Annotated in this window: 20 protein-coding genes and 1 other annotated feature; of the genes, 4 read left to right on the top strand and 16 right to left on the bottom strand. The window is 55.2% G+C overall.

Going from position 1 to position 16,846, the window contains the following annotated elements:
• Positions 1–4: 4 nt before the first annotated feature.
• The 5 genes from ruvB to KNP67_RS01330 all read right to left on the bottom strand — a co-directional run bounded on the left by ruvB (position 5) and on the right by KNP67_RS01330 (position 4,980).
• Entirely contained in the window at positions 5–1,000 is a 996-nt protein-coding gene (ruvB, locus tag KNP67_RS01350; protein WP_021066895.1) for a Holliday junction branch migration DNA helicase RuvB, read from the bottom strand.
• Positions 1,001–1,010: 10 nt separating this feature from the next.
• Positions 1,011–1,598 carry a Holliday junction branch migration protein RuvA gene (ruvA, locus tag KNP67_RS01345; protein ID WP_021066894.1) on the bottom strand — a complete coding sequence of 196 codons (588 nt, stop codon included), beginning with the start codon at positions 1,596–1,598 and terminating at the stop codon, positions 1,011–1,013.
• An 83-nt stretch (positions 1,599–1,681) separates the two neighbouring features.
• Positions 1,682–2,761, bottom strand: coding sequence for a quinolinate synthase NadA (gene nadA / locus KNP67_RS01340; protein ID WP_214755746.1), 1,080 nt, complete (start codon positions 2,759–2,761; stop codon positions 1,682–1,684).
• On the bottom strand, positions 2,724–3,593 hold the full coding sequence (gene nadC / locus KNP67_RS01335) for a carboxylating nicotinate-nucleotide diphosphorylase (RefSeq protein ID WP_214755745.1): 870 nt from the start codon (positions 3,591–3,593) through the stop codon (positions 2,724–2,726). The genes nadA and nadC overlap by 38 nt, the downstream gene beginning before the upstream one ends.
• Complete coding sequence (locus KNP67_RS01330; protein ID WP_214755744.1) at positions 3,547–4,980, bottom strand: L-aspartate oxidase; 1,434 nt, start codon at positions 4,978–4,980, stop codon at positions 3,547–3,549. The genes nadC and KNP67_RS01330 overlap by 47 nt, the downstream gene beginning before the upstream one ends.
• 96 nt (positions 4,981–5,076) lie before the next feature.
• Here KNP67_RS01330 and KNP67_RS01325 point away from each other — a divergent pair, with 96 nt between their 5' ends.
• The 4 genes from KNP67_RS01325 to KNP67_RS01310 all read left to right on the top strand — a co-directional run bounded on the left by KNP67_RS01325 (position 5,077) and on the right by KNP67_RS01310 (position 8,312).
• Positions 5,077–6,207, top strand: a complete 1,131-nt coding sequence (locus KNP67_RS01325; RefSeq protein WP_131471098.1) for a cysteine desulfurase family protein — start codon at positions 5,077–5,079, stop codon at positions 6,205–6,207.
• Positions 6,185–6,724, top strand: a complete 540-nt coding sequence (locus tag KNP67_RS01320; RefSeq protein ID WP_021066889.1) for a transcription repressor NadR — start codon at positions 6,185–6,187, stop codon at positions 6,722–6,724. The genes KNP67_RS01325 and KNP67_RS01320 overlap by 23 nt, the downstream gene beginning before the upstream one ends.
• A 104-nt stretch (positions 6,725–6,828) precedes the next feature.
• A complete protein-coding gene (locus KNP67_RS01315) occupies positions 6,829–7,410 on the top strand; it encodes a DedA family protein (protein WP_214755743.1) in 582 nt (193 codons plus the stop codon).
• A gap of 125 nt (positions 7,411–7,535) precedes the next feature.
• Complete coding sequence (locus KNP67_RS01310; RefSeq protein ID WP_131471096.1) at positions 7,536–8,312, top strand: NUDIX domain-containing protein; 777 nt, start codon at positions 7,536–7,538, stop codon at positions 8,310–8,312.
• Between the two features lie 43 nt (positions 8,313–8,355).
• On the opposite strand, the gene KNP67_RS01305 is transcribed toward KNP67_RS01310, so the two are convergent.
• The 11 genes from KNP67_RS01305 to mreC all read right to left on the bottom strand — a co-directional run bounded on the left by KNP67_RS01305 (position 8,356) and on the right by mreC (position 16,840).
• Positions 8,356–9,642: a hemolysin family protein gene (locus KNP67_RS01305; protein ID WP_285800916.1), complete on the bottom strand. Its 1,287-nt coding sequence runs from the start codon at positions 9,640–9,642 to the stop codon at positions 8,356–8,358.
• A 16-nt stretch (positions 9,643–9,658) separates the two neighbouring features.
• Entirely contained in the window at positions 9,659–10,948 is a 1,290-nt protein-coding gene (gene obgE / locus KNP67_RS01300; RefSeq protein WP_021066885.1) for a GTPase ObgE, read from the bottom strand.
• Positions 10,949–11,389, bottom strand: coding sequence for a Spo0B domain-containing protein (locus tag KNP67_RS01295; protein ID WP_021066884.1), 441 nt, complete (start codon positions 11,387–11,389; stop codon positions 10,949–10,951).
• 75 nt (positions 11,390–11,464) lie between these two features.
• Complete coding sequence (gene rpmA / locus KNP67_RS01290) at positions 11,465–11,746, bottom strand: 50S ribosomal protein L27 (protein WP_016508537.1); 282 nt, start codon at positions 11,744–11,746, stop codon at positions 11,465–11,467.
• Positions 11,747–11,758: 12 nt separating this feature from the next.
• Complete coding sequence (locus tag KNP67_RS01285; protein ID WP_031200131.1) at positions 11,759–12,094, bottom strand: ribosomal-processing cysteine protease Prp; 336 nt, start codon at positions 12,092–12,094, stop codon at positions 11,759–11,761.
• A gap of 3 nt (positions 12,095–12,097) precedes the next feature.
• Complete coding sequence (gene rplU, locus KNP67_RS01280; protein ID WP_016508528.1) at positions 12,098–12,406, bottom strand: 50S ribosomal protein L21; 309 nt, start codon at positions 12,404–12,406, stop codon at positions 12,098–12,100.
• Positions 12,407–12,421: 15 nt separating this feature from the next.
• Positions 12,422–12,493 (bottom strand) — a sequence feature (ribosomal protein L21 leader region).
• Positions 12,494–12,548: 55 nt separating this feature from the next.
• Positions 12,549–13,874, bottom strand: a complete 1,326-nt coding sequence (locus KNP67_RS01275) for a ribonuclease E/G (RefSeq protein ID WP_214755741.1) — start codon at positions 13,872–13,874, stop codon at positions 12,549–12,551.
• A 42-nt stretch (positions 13,875–13,916) separates the two neighbouring features.
• Positions 13,917–14,774: a septum site-determining protein MinD gene (gene minD / locus KNP67_RS01270; RefSeq protein ID WP_021066881.1), complete on the bottom strand. Its 858-nt coding sequence runs from the start codon at positions 14,772–14,774 to the stop codon at positions 13,917–13,919.
• Positions 14,775–14,779: 5 nt separating this feature from the next.
• A complete protein-coding gene (locus KNP67_RS01265) occupies positions 14,780–15,448 on the bottom strand; it encodes a septum site-determining protein MinC (RefSeq protein ID WP_021066880.1) in 669 nt (222 codons plus the stop codon).
• Between the two features lie 5 nt (positions 15,449–15,453).
• Positions 15,454–15,948, bottom strand: a complete 495-nt coding sequence (gene mreD / locus KNP67_RS01260; protein ID WP_052013683.1) for a rod shape-determining protein MreD — start codon at positions 15,946–15,948, stop codon at positions 15,454–15,456.
• A 1-nt stretch (position 15,949) separates the two neighbouring features.
• Positions 15,950–16,840, bottom strand: a complete 891-nt coding sequence (gene mreC, locus KNP67_RS01255) for a rod shape-determining protein MreC (RefSeq protein WP_021066878.1) — start codon at positions 16,838–16,840, stop codon at positions 15,950–15,952.
• Positions 16,841–16,846 lie beyond the last annotated feature (6 nt).

The following is a 16,846-nucleotide window of genomic DNA, read 5'->3' as shown; positions in this document are numbered from 1 at the left end:
TCGTTTACTCCTCTTCATAGCCAAAATGCGTCTTTGCGTACTGGGTGATCATGCGGCCGCGCGGCGTCCGTTGCAGGAAACCTTGCTGCAACAAGTACGGCTCATACACGTCCTCAATCGTCTGGGCATCTTCCCCGATCGTCGCGGCAAGCGTCTCGAGTCCGACCGGACCACCGCCGAACCGTTCAACCATCGCCCGTAAAAGCCGGTGGTCGACTTCATCGAGCCCGAGGGCGTCGACGTGTAACCGGTCGAGTGCGTCTGAGGCAAGCACCGGATCGATTTCTTTCGTTCCTGCCACTTGGGCGAAATCACGAACCCGGCGTAACAGCCGGTTGGCAATCCGCGGCGTGCCGCGTGCACGTTTCGCGATGGCACCGCTCGCCTCTGGTGAAATCGACAGGCGGAACAGTTGGGCCGTCCGACTGACGATGGCGGCGAGCTCATGCGTCTCGTAGTATTCGAGCTTTAACGTGACACCAAAGCGGTCACGGAGCGGGGCCGACAACATGCCGGCCCGCGTCGTCGCGCCGACGAGCGTGAACGGTGGCAAGTCGATGCGGACGCTTCGCGCCATCTCGCCTTGTCCGTAAACGATGTCGAGACAGTAGTCCTCCATCGCCGGATAGAGGATCTCTTCAATCGTGCGGCTCAAGCGATGAATCTCATCGATGAACAGAACATCGCCCGGTTCGAGGGTCGAGAGGATTGCGGCGAGGTCACCCGGACGTTCGATGGCCGGGCCGGCCGTCGTCTTGATGCCGACACCCATCTCGTTGGCGATGATTTGGGCGAGTGTCGTCTTTCCGAGTCCCGGGGGACCGTATAGGAGGACGTGGTCGAGTGTTTCGCTGCGGAGCTTCGCGGCTTGGATGAAGATCGACAAGTTTCCTTTCGCCTTCTCCTGTCCGATATATTGCTCGAACTTTTGCGGACGCAAGCTCCACTCTTCAGAGTCTTCATATTGTTGATGGGATTGTGACAACAATCGTTCGTCCATGGTCTCCTCCTTATTTCAATAGCAATTGCAGGGCGCGCTTTATGTAAGCGTCTGTCGTCAATATTTCTGAATTCAGTTCCTTGCGGACACGGGTGATCTCACGCTCTGAGTAACCGAGCGCAACGAGCGCTTCGCACGCCTCGTCTAGTTCGGACGCGCCTTGGGCGAACAGTCCGGTGTTCGGTACATAATCCGGGGCGAGCTCGGACAGCTTGCCTTTCAAGTCGAGCGCCATCTGTTTCGCCGTCTTCTTGCCGACACCTGGGAACTTCATCAAATACTTCTCGTTCTCAGTCTCGATTGCGTCGATGAGCGCATCCATATCGCCCGAGGCGACGATCGCGAGTGCGCCTTTCGGTCCGATTCCGTTGACGCCGAGCAATTTATTGAACAGTTCGCGTTCGCGACGTGAACGGAAACCGTACAGCGTCTGTTGATCTTCGCGCACGTAATGGTGCGTAAATACGATTACATGTTCGTCTTGTTCACGATAAAAAAACGGGTTAGGCACATGTACTTTGTAGCCGACGCCCGAAACATCCAACGTTATATATTCCGCGCACACATAGGCGACGGAGCCTTTTACGAATTCAATCACGGTCATATCTCCTCTTCATAGGAAAACTGCATTCATTGTACCATAACCGTCGCCACGAAAAAAGGACAGGCGATTGCCTGTCCTTAGCGTGCGAGCATCCGCTCGAGGGCGAGTGTCGCCCACTTTGTCGTCTCTTGATCGACGCGAATAATATTTACGGGATCGGTCTCGAGTGACTCGAGCGCCCAGAGCAAATGAGGCAAATCGATTCGGTTCATCGTCAAGCACGGGCACATGTACGGGTTGAGCGAATTGATGTCGAGCTCAGGGTGCGTCGCCGCAAGTCGATTGACCAAGTTCATCTCGGTGCCGACGGCCCACTTCGTCCCCGGCGCGCTCGCCTCGATCTGGTCGATGATATATGACGTCGACCCGGCCTCGTCCGCTGCCTGCACGACATCGAACGTGCACTCGGGATGGACGATGATGCGTCGCTCCGGGTCGTTCTTCCGTAACGCCTCGATTTGGGCGACGTTGAACTTCTCATGGACCGAGCAATGCCCTTTCCATAAAATGACGCGGACGTCCTCAATATCGCCTTCATAGACGAGTCGTTCCCGGAGCGGGTCCCAGACGGCCATCGCCTCGAGCGGCACGCCCAAGTCATATGCCGTGTTGCGTCCGAGATGCTGATCCGGTAAGAACAAGATCCGTTCGCCCGCTTCGAGTGCCCAACGCACGATGTCATGGGCGTTCGACGACGTGACCGTCGCCCCGCCATGCTTGCCGACGAATGCCTTGATGGCCGCTGTCGAGTTGACGTATGTGATCGGGACGATACTGTCGCCGAACGTATCGGTCAGCTCTTCCCACGCAATCTCCGTCTGATCGATATCAGCCATGTCGGCCATCGAACACCCGGCCCGCATATCCGGTAAGATGACGAGCTGGTCGTCACGCGTCAACATGTCGGCCGTCTCGGCCATGAAGTGGACGCCGCAAAAGACGATGAATTCGGCCTCGTTCATCTGTTCGGCGAGCCGTGCGAGCTGGAGCGAATCTCCGGTCGCGTCCGCGAACTGGACGACCTCGTCCTTTTGATAGTGGTGGGCCGGTAAAAATAGGCGGCTGCCGAGCCGTGCTTTAATGGCTTCAATCCGTTGTTCCATCTGTTCAAGCGTCAAGTCAGCGTATAGCGCTGGCATCGTTCCGAGTAACTGCATGTTTGATTCCTCCTACGAGATTTAAACTACAATCGAGCGCCCTCACCGAATGGGTCAACTGCCCGATTGAGATGACGTCGACGCCCGTACCGCGATACGAGGCGATCGTCTCGACCGTGATGCCGCCTGACGCTTCCGTCTTGATATGACTTGGGACGAGCGCGCGCCACGCCTTCAGTTCTTCTGGCGTCCGGTTGTCGAACATGATGATGTCGGCGTCCGCCGCAATCGCCTCATGCAACTGTTCGAGCGTCTCGACCTCGACTTCAATCGGCGTCGTGTGGCCAGCAAGCATCCGGGCCCGGGCGACCGCGTTCGTGATCCCACCGAGTGCCGTGATGTGGTTGTCTTTAATCATGACGGCATCGTCGAGCCGGAGCCGGTGGTTCTTCCCACCACCCGAACGGACGGCATGCTTCTCGAGCATGCGGAGTCCAGGTGTCGTCTTGCGCGTGTCCGTGACGGCAATCGTCGGGTCATTGAGCTGTTCGACGCAGCGCCGCGTCATCGTGGCGATCCCGCTCAAATGTTGGATAAGGTTTAATAACACCCGTTCCGTCTCGAGGAGCGTCCGTGTCTTGCCCCGCAACGTGAACAGTTCATCTCCAGTCGAGACAACCGTGCCGTCCGGTTGGCATGACTCGACGACGAGCCGTTGCATCTGGGCCAGCTCCAGGACGACATCCATGCCACAGAACACCCCATCCATTTTGGCGGTGACCGTGGCGAATGACGTCTCGCGCTGATCGATCAGTCCGCTCGAGATATCGCCAAAGCCGATGTCCTCATGTAGAAATGCCGTCAGCTGTTCGCGCAAAGCAATCTTGTTCATAACCATCCTCCGTCCTCATCATGGCACGAGCCAAAAGCCGTGCCGCTTCTATACTCAATGTCTGTTCACTTAATTGTCTTGTCACGTGTTTCGTCCGTGGCAGTTGTTGGGTATTTTCTAAGAAACTTACGATTTTGCCGAGTTGCGACGAGATTGTCAGCCATTCCCCAATCTGTTGCCGATAGCGGCCGAACAGATCATCTGAAACCTCAAATACGGTCGTCTCGTTCACCGCGAACGGCTTCTCCTCCAAAGTCATCGTCGCCGCCACCCGCTTCCCGAACACCCAGCATTCAAGTAACGAGTTTGACGCGAGTCGATTCTTCCCATGGACGCCCGTATCGGCGACCTCCCCGACCGCATATAGTCCCGCTACCTTGGTTCGTCCATAGGCGTCGACGTCGACACCGCCCATGTGGAAATGTAGTCCCGGCCGGACCGGGATGCGCCGGATGTCGATGCCGTGCGCGTCACATGTCGCCACCAGTTTCGGGAACCGCTCATCGAGCCGTTCGACACGACTCGTATCCAAGTACACCGGTCCGACATGGTTCGTGAGCGTTCGTGCGACCTCATCCCTCGGGGCGAGGCTACCGAGCGGGTGTTGTCCCATCACATGGTTCCCGGACGTATCGACGAGCGTGGCTCCCGCCCCGCGTAGCGCTTCGGTCACGAGATGGGGTGAATCGACTGCGAGTAGCGTCGGATGAAACTGAATCCGAGACAAGTTCGTGAGCCGAGCCCCGACCGATTCTGCCAAGACGAGCCCGTCTCCTGTGACCGAGCGACAGTTCGACGTCCAGTCAATCAGTCCGCCGATGCCACCGGTCGCGAGGACGACGGCCCCGGCCTGAACGTGGAGGCGTGTCTCACCGTTGAAACCGGTCGCCCCGCTCACACGGCCACCGCTTTTCGTCAACGTATCGATCAGGACATGCTCCATGACGGTCACATTGTCAGGCAGTTGACGCCGCAGCGTCGCCATCACGTGCCGTCCCGTCTCATCGCCACCGGCGTGAAAGATTCGATTCATGCCATGGGCACCTTCCCGACCGACCGCGTAGCCAGTCGCGTCGCGATCGAAGACGACGCCGAACCGCTCCAGCTCTTGAATCGCCGTCCGCCCTTCCTCGACGAGTGTATAAACACGGTCGGGTACGGCCGCAAGTTTCGAGGCGACGAGCGTATCCCGCTCATGGTCGACGCTCGACGGTTCCAAGTACGAGCTAGCGATTCCGCCTTGAGCCAAGTCCGAGTTCGCACTCGTCACTTCATGCTTGGCGACGAGCAGGACGTTCAACGTCCGGGGCAGATGGAGGGCGACCGTCACAGCGGCCAAACCGGCCCCGATAATCAACACATCGACCCGTTCAAACTGTAAAGACATCTGTATATCACCTGTTTTTCATATGTAATTTTGACTTGTAAACTAGTTTCGCATAATTTTGTGAAGAAGACAACATAAGAAAAGGGGAACTTTACGATGAACCGTTACTTTGATTATGCGGCGACGCACCCGATGACAAAATCCGCCCTCGACCATTACGTCGCCATGGCGCGGAGCGTATACGGTAATCCGTCTTCCCTCCACACGCACGGATATATGGCCGAAGATTACTTGACCGAGGCAAGGCGTTTGGTGAAGCAGGCTCTCGGGCTCGACATGCTCCGCGGGAAGCTGCTCTTCACCGGGAGCGGTTCGGAGAGCAACTATATCGCGCTAACGAGTCTCCGTAAGCGCATGAAAGGCAGTGAAGTCATCACGTCGTGGCAAGAGCACGACTCGGTCGCCCTCCTTCTCGACGAATGGGAAGCGGAAGGCGTGACCGTCCATCGGCTGAAACTAAAAGACGGTCGCTTCGACCAAGAGACGTTCACGCGTCTGCTCGACCGTGATATCGGGCTCGTGACGTTCCAGCACGTCAACTCCGATACCGGATGGACGCTGCCGCTCCACAACATCCTCTGCCAATTGAAATATAAGAAAGTGTTGCTCCATATCGACGGCGTCCAGGCGCTCGGCAAGATTCCTGTCTCGGTCGACGGGATTGACGCCTATTCGTTCAGCGCCCATAAGGTCGGCGGTCCAAAAGGCGTCGGCGGCCTCTATATGGAACGGCTGTTGCCACCGCCCTACTATCCGGGACACCACCAGTACGGCATTCGTCCCGGCACGATTGACGTCCCCGGCATCTGTGCATTCGTTAAAGCGTTCACCGACCGGCACGAGGCACGGACACGTCATGAAAGAAATTTCTTGGCGTTTCGTGCTATCTTGAAAGAGAAGACATCGTCTTACGTGGACTGGCTCGAGTTCGACCAGCAGAGTCCCGCCATCTTCTCGTTCGTCTCGAATCAGCGGGACGGACAATGGTGGATGACCGAACTCGACGGGCTCGGCTTCCAAGTCTCGGCAGGCTCGGCCTGTCGGGCCGGCCAAAACGGACCGAACCGGATGCTCGAGTCACTCGGCTATGAGACGAGCGCCTGCCACGGCCTCGTCCGCATTTCCTTCGGCGAAGCCACGACCGTTGAAGCCACGACGGCGCTCGCCGAAGCCATCGTCACTTTAGCAAGGAGAGTTGGATCTTATGAACAAACGCTTAGCCGGTGAAGAACGCCGGCGCACATTATTGGAAATGATTGAACAGAGTTCCGAGCCGATCACCGGCTCCGAGCTCGCCCGCCGCGTCGCCGTCAGCCGACAAGTCGTCGTCCAAGACTTGTCGCTCTTGAAGGCGAAGGGCCATCAAATCGTCGCGACCGCCCGTGGATACGTCTATCTACCGGGCGAGTCGTCGCCGTCCGCCTACACCCGTAAAATCGTCTGTCGTCACGAGGCGGAGGCCATGGAGGCCGAAATGAACGCCATCGTCGACGAAGGCGTCACAATTCGGGACGTCATCATCGATCATCCGGTCTACGGTTCGTTAACGGGTCAGTTGATGGTGAAGAGCCGTCGCGACGTCCGTGCTTTCCTCGAACGGGTCGAGGCGAACCAGGCCGCCCCACTTTCGCATTTGACGGGTGGCTTGCATATCCACACGCTCGAGGCCGATAGCGAAGACGCCATCGATGCCGCCGTCTCGGAACTCGAGCGGCTCGGCGTCCTCGTCTCCGAGCTCGACTAAGATGTCACAAATACGTGACATCTTTTCTTTTGCTTTCAGTCCATGTCCGTTATACTGATGGATGGAACAAAGACCGTACATAATTTGGAAAGGAGGGAACGGTCATGTGGCATTTCTTTGAACAACTGTTGCTCGGCTGCGGCGTCTTCAGCGTCCCGCTCGGCATCTTCATCCAATTCATCCCGAACGAGCTCGTGCTCGCCTACGGGGGCCACTTGATCGGGTCTCTCGACGTCTCGTTCCTGCTCGTCTTCCTCCTCGCGTGGTCGGCGTTCGTCTTCAGTCAAATCGTTCTCTATTGGATTGGCCGTTACGGCGGTCGTCCTGTCACCCTTCGGCTCTACAAGTCATTTCGCATCAGTGAAGCGAAGCAACAGCGCGCCGAGACGTGGTTCGAGACGTATGGCGCCTGGATTGTCTGTCTGAGCGTCATTTGGCGCCAGCTGTTCGCCGTCAGCGCCGGCGTCATGCGCTTGTCGTTCCGGAAATTTTTGACGGTGACCGTCGTCGTCTTCGCCGTCTGGTCGTTCGTGTTCGTCAAACTCGGGATGATGCTCGGTAGCAATTGGCGTCATATCGGTGAAGTCTCGCACGGGTTCTTGCCGTACGTCGGCACCGCCATCGGACTATATGTCCTCATCCGCTATATCCGCGCGAATCCGCGTCTATTCAAAAAGTCAGCCTGAGCAAATTCGCTCGAGCTGACTTTTTTTGAATAGAGGGAAAATCGGATCTGGTACCGAATTAAGAATAGTGAGGAAAGCGTTTTTTTCTCGGAATAGAGATTACCACCTTCAAAGGAGGAATTACCATGTTCCATCGTCGAAAAACGTACACCATCCGTCCTGAACGCTTAGATGAATTCACCGAGTTTTTCCATACATACCTGTATCCGATACAGGTATCGCACGGCGCCCGTCTCGTCGGTCGTTGGGTGACCGAAGACAAGGACGAGGTCATGGCCCTCTGGGAATATCGTGACCGCGAGCATTACGAACAAGTCGAACGCGATTACCGCTCAAGCAGCCTGCGCCGCGAGGCGATGAAGAAGCGGGCCCGTCTCGGCAAAGATTTATATATCAAGTCGAGCGAGGAATTCATGATGCCGACCGGTCACTACACACCACCGCGCACCATCGTCTCCGTGACGGCCTACGTCACGAACGCCGACGGCGAGGTGCTCCTCGTTCAGAACACGCACCGGAACGATACGTATGAGATGCCGGGCGGACAAGTCGAGGAACATGAATCGATCGTCGACGCCGTGCATCGCGAAGTAAAAGAAGAGACCGGGATTGAGATCGAGGTCGACGGGATCACCGGCATCTATCAAAACGTATCCTCACGCGTACTCTGTGTCACGTTCCGCGCGCGCTACGTCTCGGGCGACCTGCAACCGCAGGAAGGTGAGACGCAAGAAGTCGGCTTCTTCAAGGTCGACGCCTCGAACGTCGGCGACTATATCAAGCGCAATCACTTCCAGATGCGCCTGCTTGATGCGATCGATCCGACGTATATGCCGCACGCCATCTATAAAGTACGCCCTTACGAGCTGCTCGAACGCGTCGAGCGCCACCACACTGTATAAACAAAAGGAGGGACCGCCGGTTGGCGATCCCTCCTCTGTTCGTTTACGCTTGTTCCGCCGCTTCGGATTGACCCGTTTCGACGAGCAATTTGCGAATCCGACGCTTTTCGACGTGGAGAACGGTGAACGTCATGTCTTCATACGTGACACGCGCACCTTTCTCTGGAATGTCTCCTAACAGTTCGACGATCCAACCACCCATCGTGTTGGCATCTACTTCAGGTTCTTTAATTCCCATCTCATCCGCAAATTCATCGACATCCATGTCGGCCATACACTCGTAGACCCCGTCACGGAGTCGTTTGAGATAGACGATCGACTCATCGTGCTCATCCCAAATGTCTCCGACGAGCTCCTCGAGCATGTCTTCGAGTGTGATGAGGCCGGCCGTCCCACCGAACTCGTCGAGGACGATCGCCATGTGCGATTGTTTTTGCTGAAGGACTGGGAGCAGTTCAATTAATTTTGTCTGCGGTGATACGTATGTGAGCGGACGAATGAGCGAACGAACGTCCGTCACTTCATCCCGCATCATCGAACGAAGGAAATCACGTTCTGACAACACCCCGATGACGTTGTCAATCGAGTCTTTATATACCGGTAGACGAGAATGCCCACCGCTAAAGATCGTGTCTTTGATTTCTTCGAGCGTATCGTCGATGTCGACGGCGAGGATATCAATCCGCGGCGTCAACACATCGTCGACAGTGATGTCGTTGAAGGCGAAGGCGCTATGCACGAGTTCCGCTTCGGTCTCGCCGAGCACCCCTTCTTCTTCTCCCATATCCACGAGCACTTTCAACTCTTCTTCCGTCACCGACGGCTCCTTCGTACTCATACCGAACAGACGAAGCACGAGCTTTTTCAAGCCAGTGAAAATCATCGTGATCGGTTTCAAGATTTTGACGAGGAACAGCAAGATGCCGCTGATGAGAAGCGAATACTTCTCGGCGAACTCTTTCGCGAGCGACTTAGGTAAAATCTCACCGAAGATCAAGATGATGACAGTCGTCACGAACGTCGAGATGACGAGGCCAGTCCCGCCCGAGTAAATACTCGTGGCGATGGCTGTCGAGACGGTCGCTGCCCCGATGTTGACGATGTTGTTCCCGACGAGAATCGTCGAGAGCGTATCGTCGAAGCGGTCGACGAGGTGAAGGACGCGCTTGGCGCCCTTGTCCCCATCTTCCGACATACGAATCATCCGGACACGGTTCACACTCGAAAGCGCGGTCTCGGCAGAAGAGAAGAAAGCTGACAACATAACTAAAACTACATAAAGAATTAAACTAGACGAGGGCACAGGGTCCACGTTTACTTCACACTCCATTTCCTAATTAAAAAGATTATTCGACGAATTCGAATTCAAAGTCCAAGATGGCGACGACGCTACCGTCTTCGGCACCTAATTTGCGAAGGTCGTCATCGACGCCCATTTGACGCATTTGACGCGCAAAGCGCTTGATGGATTCGTCGTGATCGAAGTTCGTCATCTTGAAGAGCTTCTCGATACGAGGCCCTGTGATCACGAAGCGTTCGTATTCATCAATATGAATCTGATACCCCTTCTCTTCCTTCTCGTAACGATAAACGACACGTGGTGTGGCCGTCTTCTCTTCGAGCTCTTCGAGTGGGAACTCAGGTGTCGAGTCTACAAGATTAGCTACTTCGATGAGCAGGTTGCGAAGTCCTTCTTTGGCGAGTGCCGAGATCGGGAAGACTTTGACGTCGTCTCCGATTTTCTTCTGGAATTCTTCAAGTAATTCCGGCGCATCCGGCATGTCCATCTTGTTGGCGACAACGATTTGCGGACGCTCGAGGAGACGTAAGTTGTACGACTCGAGCTCGCGGTTGATCGTCGTGTAGTCTTCGAACGGGTCGCGCCCTTCCATGCCGCTCATATCGATCATGTGAACGATGACTTTCGTCCGCTCGATGTGACGCAAGAATTGGTGACCGAGGCCGACGCCTTGGCTCGCCCCTTCGATGAGTCCAGGAAGGTCGGCCATGACGAAGTCACGGTCGTCTGCCGTCTTGACGACACCGAGGTTCGGTGTGATCGTCGTGAAGTGGTACGCGCCGATTTTCGGGCGTGCCGACGAGACGACTGACAAGAGCGTCGATTTCCCGACTGACGGGAATCCGACAAGACCGACGTCAGCGAGCAATTTCAACTCAAGGCGCAATTCACGCTCTTGACCTGGCTCCCCGTTCTCGGCGATCTCTGGTGCCGGGTTAGATGGCGTCGCAAAACGACAGTTCCCGCGGCCCCCACGTCCACCTTTGGCGATCGTGGCCCGTTGGCCGTGCTCGGTAAGGTCGGCGATGACCGTATCTGTTTGTGCATCGAACACGATCGTACCTGGTGGGACTTTGACGACGAGCGGCTTCGCTTTTCGTCCGTGCATGCCTTTCGACATCCCTTTTTCACCGTCATGGGCGATGAACTTTTTCGAGAATCGGAAATCAACGAGTGTACGTAATCCCTCTTCTACTTCAAAGACGACGTCACCACCATGACCTCCGTCTCCTCCTGCTGGTCCACCGTCTGGAACATACTTCTCGCGGCGGAATGCAACCATCCCTTTACCGCCGTCTCCAGCTTTTACAAAAATATTAACCTGATCGACAAACATTTAATTCCCCTCCTTTATAACGAACGTAGAACATTCTACTGTTTGCTCGTACACTTCATCTGACGTGAACACGTCGTCCGGTACGTGACCGAAGACGCGGACCATCAGTCCGTCCGTGAACGTCACATGAATCGGTCCATCCGTTCCTGACAGAAGACGGACAAGCTTGTCCGCCACGCGTGCGTCGTCTAGCGACACGCGGTCGGCCGATACCTTATAGGTCAACCGCCCTTCCCAGTTCGCTTGCATGAGGACGAGACTCGTCGTCGGCATGTCCAAGCGAATGAGCGCACTCTCCTCGTCGGCGTGCTGACGATATCGCTCGTACAGCTCCTCAAGTTTTTCAGGCTCGAGCGCCGCGTACAAGGAGATCATCTGAAGCCGATTCATCCATTCGTGACGGACGGTCGATAATAGTTTCAGTGCTGCTTGTGAGTTCATGCAATCCTCTCCTAGTAAAACTAGTAAAAAAGACTCTAACCAAATAAGTGGCTAGAGTCTTCTGCGTGGTTCTACTTACGCAACTGGGTAAACGCTCACTTGTTTCTTGTCGCGACCAAGACGCTCGAAGCGTACTACGCCGTCAACTTTTGCAAACAATGTGTCGTCGCCACCACGGCCGACGTTTTCACCTGGGTGAATTTTCGTACCGCGTTGACGGTAGAGAATCGATCCAGCTGAAACAGTCTGTCCGTCAGCGCGTTTAGCGCCGAGGCGTTTCGAAATCGAGTCACGACCGTTTTTAGTCGATCCTACTCCCTTTTTCGATGCGAAGAACTGAAGGTTCAATTGTAACATGAGGTCCACCTCCTATTGTTCAATTTGGATATAATCACCGTAACTATGGGCGATCGTGTCTAGTTGCACGAGCATCCCTTCTAATAACAGTTGGGTGCGAGTCATGTCCTCCGGTGATACGTCAGGATATGTCTCGACATAAAAGTAGCCACCCTCTGTTTTGTCTGCCATTTCTACAAGAAGCGATTGACCGGCAAGTACCTCGACAGCGTTATATGCCCCAAAGATGATGGCAGAAACGCCGGCACAGACCAAATCAGAACCGGGTTCAGCAAAGTTGGCGTGACCTGTCACTTCAACGGAACGAATCGACTTCGTCTCGTCTCGTCTGACCATTACTCGAATCATAGCTTACGCTTCGATTTTCTCAATGCGAACTTTCGTGTAAGGCTGACGGTGACCTTGCTTACGACGGTAGTTTTTCTTAGCTTTCATTTTGAAGACAGTGATCTTCTTCGCGCGACCGTGTTTAACGACAGTTGCTACGACTTTAGCGCCCTCTACGAGTGGAGCTCCGACTTTAACATCGTCACCACCAACGAAAAGAACTTCACCGAATTCTACAGTACCCTCGACATCAGCATCGAGTTTTTCGATGTAGATCTCTTGACCTGCTTCAACTTTGATTTGCTTACCACCAGTTTTGATGATTGCGTACATATACGTGCACCTCCTTATTAAACTCAGACTCGCCATCCAGGGCAGGGCGAAACCATTTCAACCCGTTCTGTGCGGTTGTAGCCATTTGGGTGCTTCCAAACGAACTAACGTTATAGATAATACCACTCTCGTTCAATCATTGTCAATGACGAGATACGAAATTTTGACATTCCTCGAGCGTCCCGTAGAACGCCACATCCGGTTCCCCGTCGACGAGCAAGACCGTGCAGTCAAAACCGTCCCACGACGCGTCATGCCACTTGCTCGGGAGTGTCACGACGACACCCTCGGCTTGAGGCGCGAGCTCCATCAGCGTCCGCTCCAGCTGCGAGAAGACGGCAAGCTTCGACGGGTTACCGTTATAGGTCATCCGGTCTTGCATCGAACGTCCGGTTCGTTCTCGCGACAGTTCGAACAAGCCCATGCGCGTGAAGCCGTACACTTCGACACGGCGAGGATCGCGGGCACCGAGCTCTTTCATCTTCTTCAAGAGCCGGGCCTGTCCATCCTTTGACCCCCTCAAGAAGTCGATGACGACCATACCGCCAATATTGCGTAACCGGAGCTGTTCCATGACGGCGTAGAGCGCGGCCTCGTTAATCGTGTCGGCGGCGCGACCCTTGTCTTTGACGGCGACGTTCTTGCCGCTGTTGACATCGATGACGGTCATCGTCTCGACTTGTTCAATCAAGACGTACGAACCGCCTTCGAGCCAGACGACACGCTGGCCGAGCTTCTCGATTGCCCCGTCGAGCCGGACCGCTTCTTTCATCCGGCCTTTGCCGATGTGACGTTCGACGTTGACCTCGAGCCGCGTCAACCGGTCCTGCGCTTCCTTGTCATTCAACATGACCGATTCGACCGCATGGCGTCGCACGAACTGTTCGCACAACAGCTCATCCTGTCCCCCGCGTGCCGTGATGACGTCCTTGGCACGCGTCCGGAGCAAGTCGAGCTCTTCTTGAAGGTCTTCAGGGCTTGCCTGCCCCGACTCGGTCCGGAACAACACCCCTTCTGCCTCTTCGAGGTCGAACACTTTCGATAACCGGTCCTGGGTGACGAAATCGAGCTTGCGGCTATACAACTGGCGCCGACCATAAGGGAAGTAGACGATATGTCGTCCGCCGAAGCGGATGTTCTCCGTCACTTTATGGTGTTTGCCGTTGATGCCTTCTTTCGTCACTTGGACGAGTCGCTTCTCACCGACGACGGCCGCCTGACCGATGGCTGGCACGTCCGGATACGCCTCGAGCGCTTTCAGCGTCTCGGCAATTGGCAAGAAGAGCGTCGTCTCGCCGGTCGTCAAAAACGCGGCGCCGAGCGACGGATGAATCCGTTCGATCGCGGCCTCGAGAATCGTCCCGATCGACAGTTGGTCGATGAAGCGTTCCTCGACTTCGAGCAGACGCTCCCCGTCGACGAGCATGGCCCGTTCGATGGACGGGGTCCGTTCATAGATCAATCGCATATGCGTCTCTCCTTTCGACACAAAAAGGCAACTTTCGTTGCCTTAGGCTTTTTTCATTCCAAATTTCATCATGAGTCGTGTCCAGAAGCCGACCGGTTTTTGTTCGGTCTGAATCGACATGAGCGGCACCGACTCCCCAAGAATCCGGCGCGTGATGTTGCGGTACGCTTGTCCGGCGTTGTTATCCGGGTTCATCGTGACAGGTACCCCGCGGTTCGCGGCGGCGATGACTTCTTCATCGTCAACGACGACGCCAAGCAGGTCGATCGACAAGATGCGCATGATGTCATCGATGTCGAGCATGTCCCCTGATTCCACAAGGTGGTTCTTGACGCGGTTGACGATCAATTTCGGCGCAGCGACATGTTCCGCTTGCTCGAGCATCCCGATGATGCGGTCCGCGTCCTGAACGGCGGCCTTCTCAGGCGTCGTCACGACGACGGCCTCATCGGCGCCGGCGATAGCGTTCATGAAGCCTTGCTCGATGCCGGCCGGGCAATCGATCAAGACGAAATCATATTCTGTCTTCAACTGGTCGATGATTTCTTTCACTTGCTCCGGTTGGACCGATGTCTTGTCTTTCGACTGGGCCGCAGGCAAGAGATACATCTCTTCGAACCGCTTGTCACGGACGAGCGCCTGATGCAATTTGCATTGGCCGTTGATGACGTCGACGAGGTTATAGATGCTGCGGTTGTCGAGTCCTAAGATGATGTCGAGGTTACGAAGACCGATATCCGTATCGACGAGACAGACCGAGTGACCAGACAATGCGAGGCCGGTCCCGAGGTTCGCGGTCGTGGTCGTCTTCCCGACGCCACCTTTCCCCGACGTCACGACGATGGACCGACCTTTCTTCACTTCTTTCGCTGTATGTACAGGCTCTACTACTTGCTCCATCAAACTCACCCTCTCTGTAATTCCATTGCATATGCGTCTTTCAGCCCAGTCATGACTTGACGGAGACGCGTCATTTCAATACCTTGATTCGTCTGATATGCGCATCCCATCTCGATCTCCGGAAGCTCTTCGCCGTCGTCCGACGCGAGCACGTGTTCACCGATCGCTAAAAACTTCGGATGGAGTAGACTGGCGGTGATGACCGCTTCCTCCCATCCTTCGACACCGGCACGCACATTTCCTCGTATCGTCCCTAAACAATAGATACTTCCCGTCGCCCGAACCTCGGACCCAGGGTTGATGTCTCCGATAATGAGCACCGAGCCATCGAAATCGAGCACTTGTCCGCTTCGAATCGTCCCGCTATGGTAGTGGAACGTCTTTTTGCCGTAGGTCGCTTTCGCTTCTTCGGTCAACATGACCTCGCTCGATAGCTCCTCGATATAAAAAACGCCATGACGAGCGACGACTTCACGAATTTGACGTGACAGCTCCTCGTCTAAATAACGAGTACCCGCGTGCAATTTGAGTGCAATCTTCCCAGAGGGCGGCTCCATTTCTTGTAACGTGGCCTCAAGCTCTCCGAGCACCTCATCGATGCCACTCCGTGGATTGAAGTGGATTGCAATACCGTTGCGATGTCCTTTTATCGTAATATGTCGTTTACGCTCCATCATGGCTACCCTCTTTTCGCTACAGGTCGCGGCGCCACGTATCGTGTCATCGGCACGTATAACAATGCGATGGCGACAGCGTTGGCGACGAGCGTCCCTGGAATCTGTTCAACTAATAGTGTTTGAATGGTCATGGTTGTCCCACCGACCGCCGTCATGACGCTAAAGATCCCGAAGGAAAACACGAGAATCATGAACGTGAACGTGATGACGACCGAGAAGAAGTTCTCACCTATATATTTTAACACGAAGCTGACTAAGAGAGGAATGAGTGAAAAAGTAAATAAGTAAATTCCGAGCAAGTCGGTATAGACGATGTCATACAACAGTCCAAAGACGAGTCCGAATCCGAACGCCGCCTCGAAGCGACCATACAAACCGACGTACATCAAGCCGATCAATGTCAAATACAAGAACGGCGTCACATAGTGCCATGAGAAGATGGCGGCCCATGTCCCTTCAATAAGAAAGAGGAGGAACAGGGCGATGAACACTTTCATGTTACTCACCCGCTGCTCCTCCTTCCTCGGGACCCGTCAAGAACGGTTCGTCGAGCGTTCGATTGATGACGAACATTTGCGAGAACTCATTGAAGTCCGCTTCTGGTTTGATGCGGGCGACTTGAGATACGCCATATTCATCCGTCTCGATCGACTCGACCGTTCCGATGACAAGACCGGCCGGATAACGGCCACCGAGACCTGACGTCGACACGATCTCGCCTTCTTTCAACTTGACGCTGTTCGAGACCTTCGTGAAGAAGAGCTCGTTCGTCTCGCTGTCGAAGCCGTCAATCGTCCCGTACGTCGCTTTGCCGTCCTCGTCCTTGACGACGGCCGAGACATTGTTCGTCCGGTTGTTGTCCGAGAGGAGTTGCACTTGCGACGTGTAGGCGCTCGTTTGAATGACGCGACCGACCATACCGCCGGCGGCCGTGACGGCCATGCCTTTCTCGACACCGCGCTCTTCCCCGACGTTGATCGTCACATAGCGCTGCCAGTCGTTCGGCGTGCGCCCGATCACTTCGGCGGGAATCAAATCGAAGTCACGGAGCGATGTATCGGCCGCCTCGACCATTTGCCGCAATTCTTCGTTCTCACGGCGCAGGTCATCGGCTTCGACCGACACTTCCGCGTATTTCGTCAAATGTTGTTTCAATTGACGGTTCTCTTCATAAATATCGCGTACGTTCGAAATCGAGGACACGGTACTGTCCATCCAGCCGATCGGCACCGTGAACACCCGTTGGAACGTTCCGACCACATCACGCGTGACGTCTTGGTACCAAGCGGATTCCGACCGTCCTCGAATCGAAACCCCTAAAATCACTACGAATAAGATGATACCGATCAGCGTGATGATGAGCTTTTTATTCCGTACGAACCGGCTCATCGTGTG

Source organism: Exiguobacterium sp. s157, from assembly GCF_018618205.1.
GTDB classification, from domain to species: domain Bacteria; phylum Bacillota; class Bacilli; order Exiguobacteriales; family Exiguobacteriaceae; genus Exiguobacterium; species Exiguobacterium chiriqhucha.
This window is presented reverse-complemented; position numbering and strand designations above follow the sequence as displayed.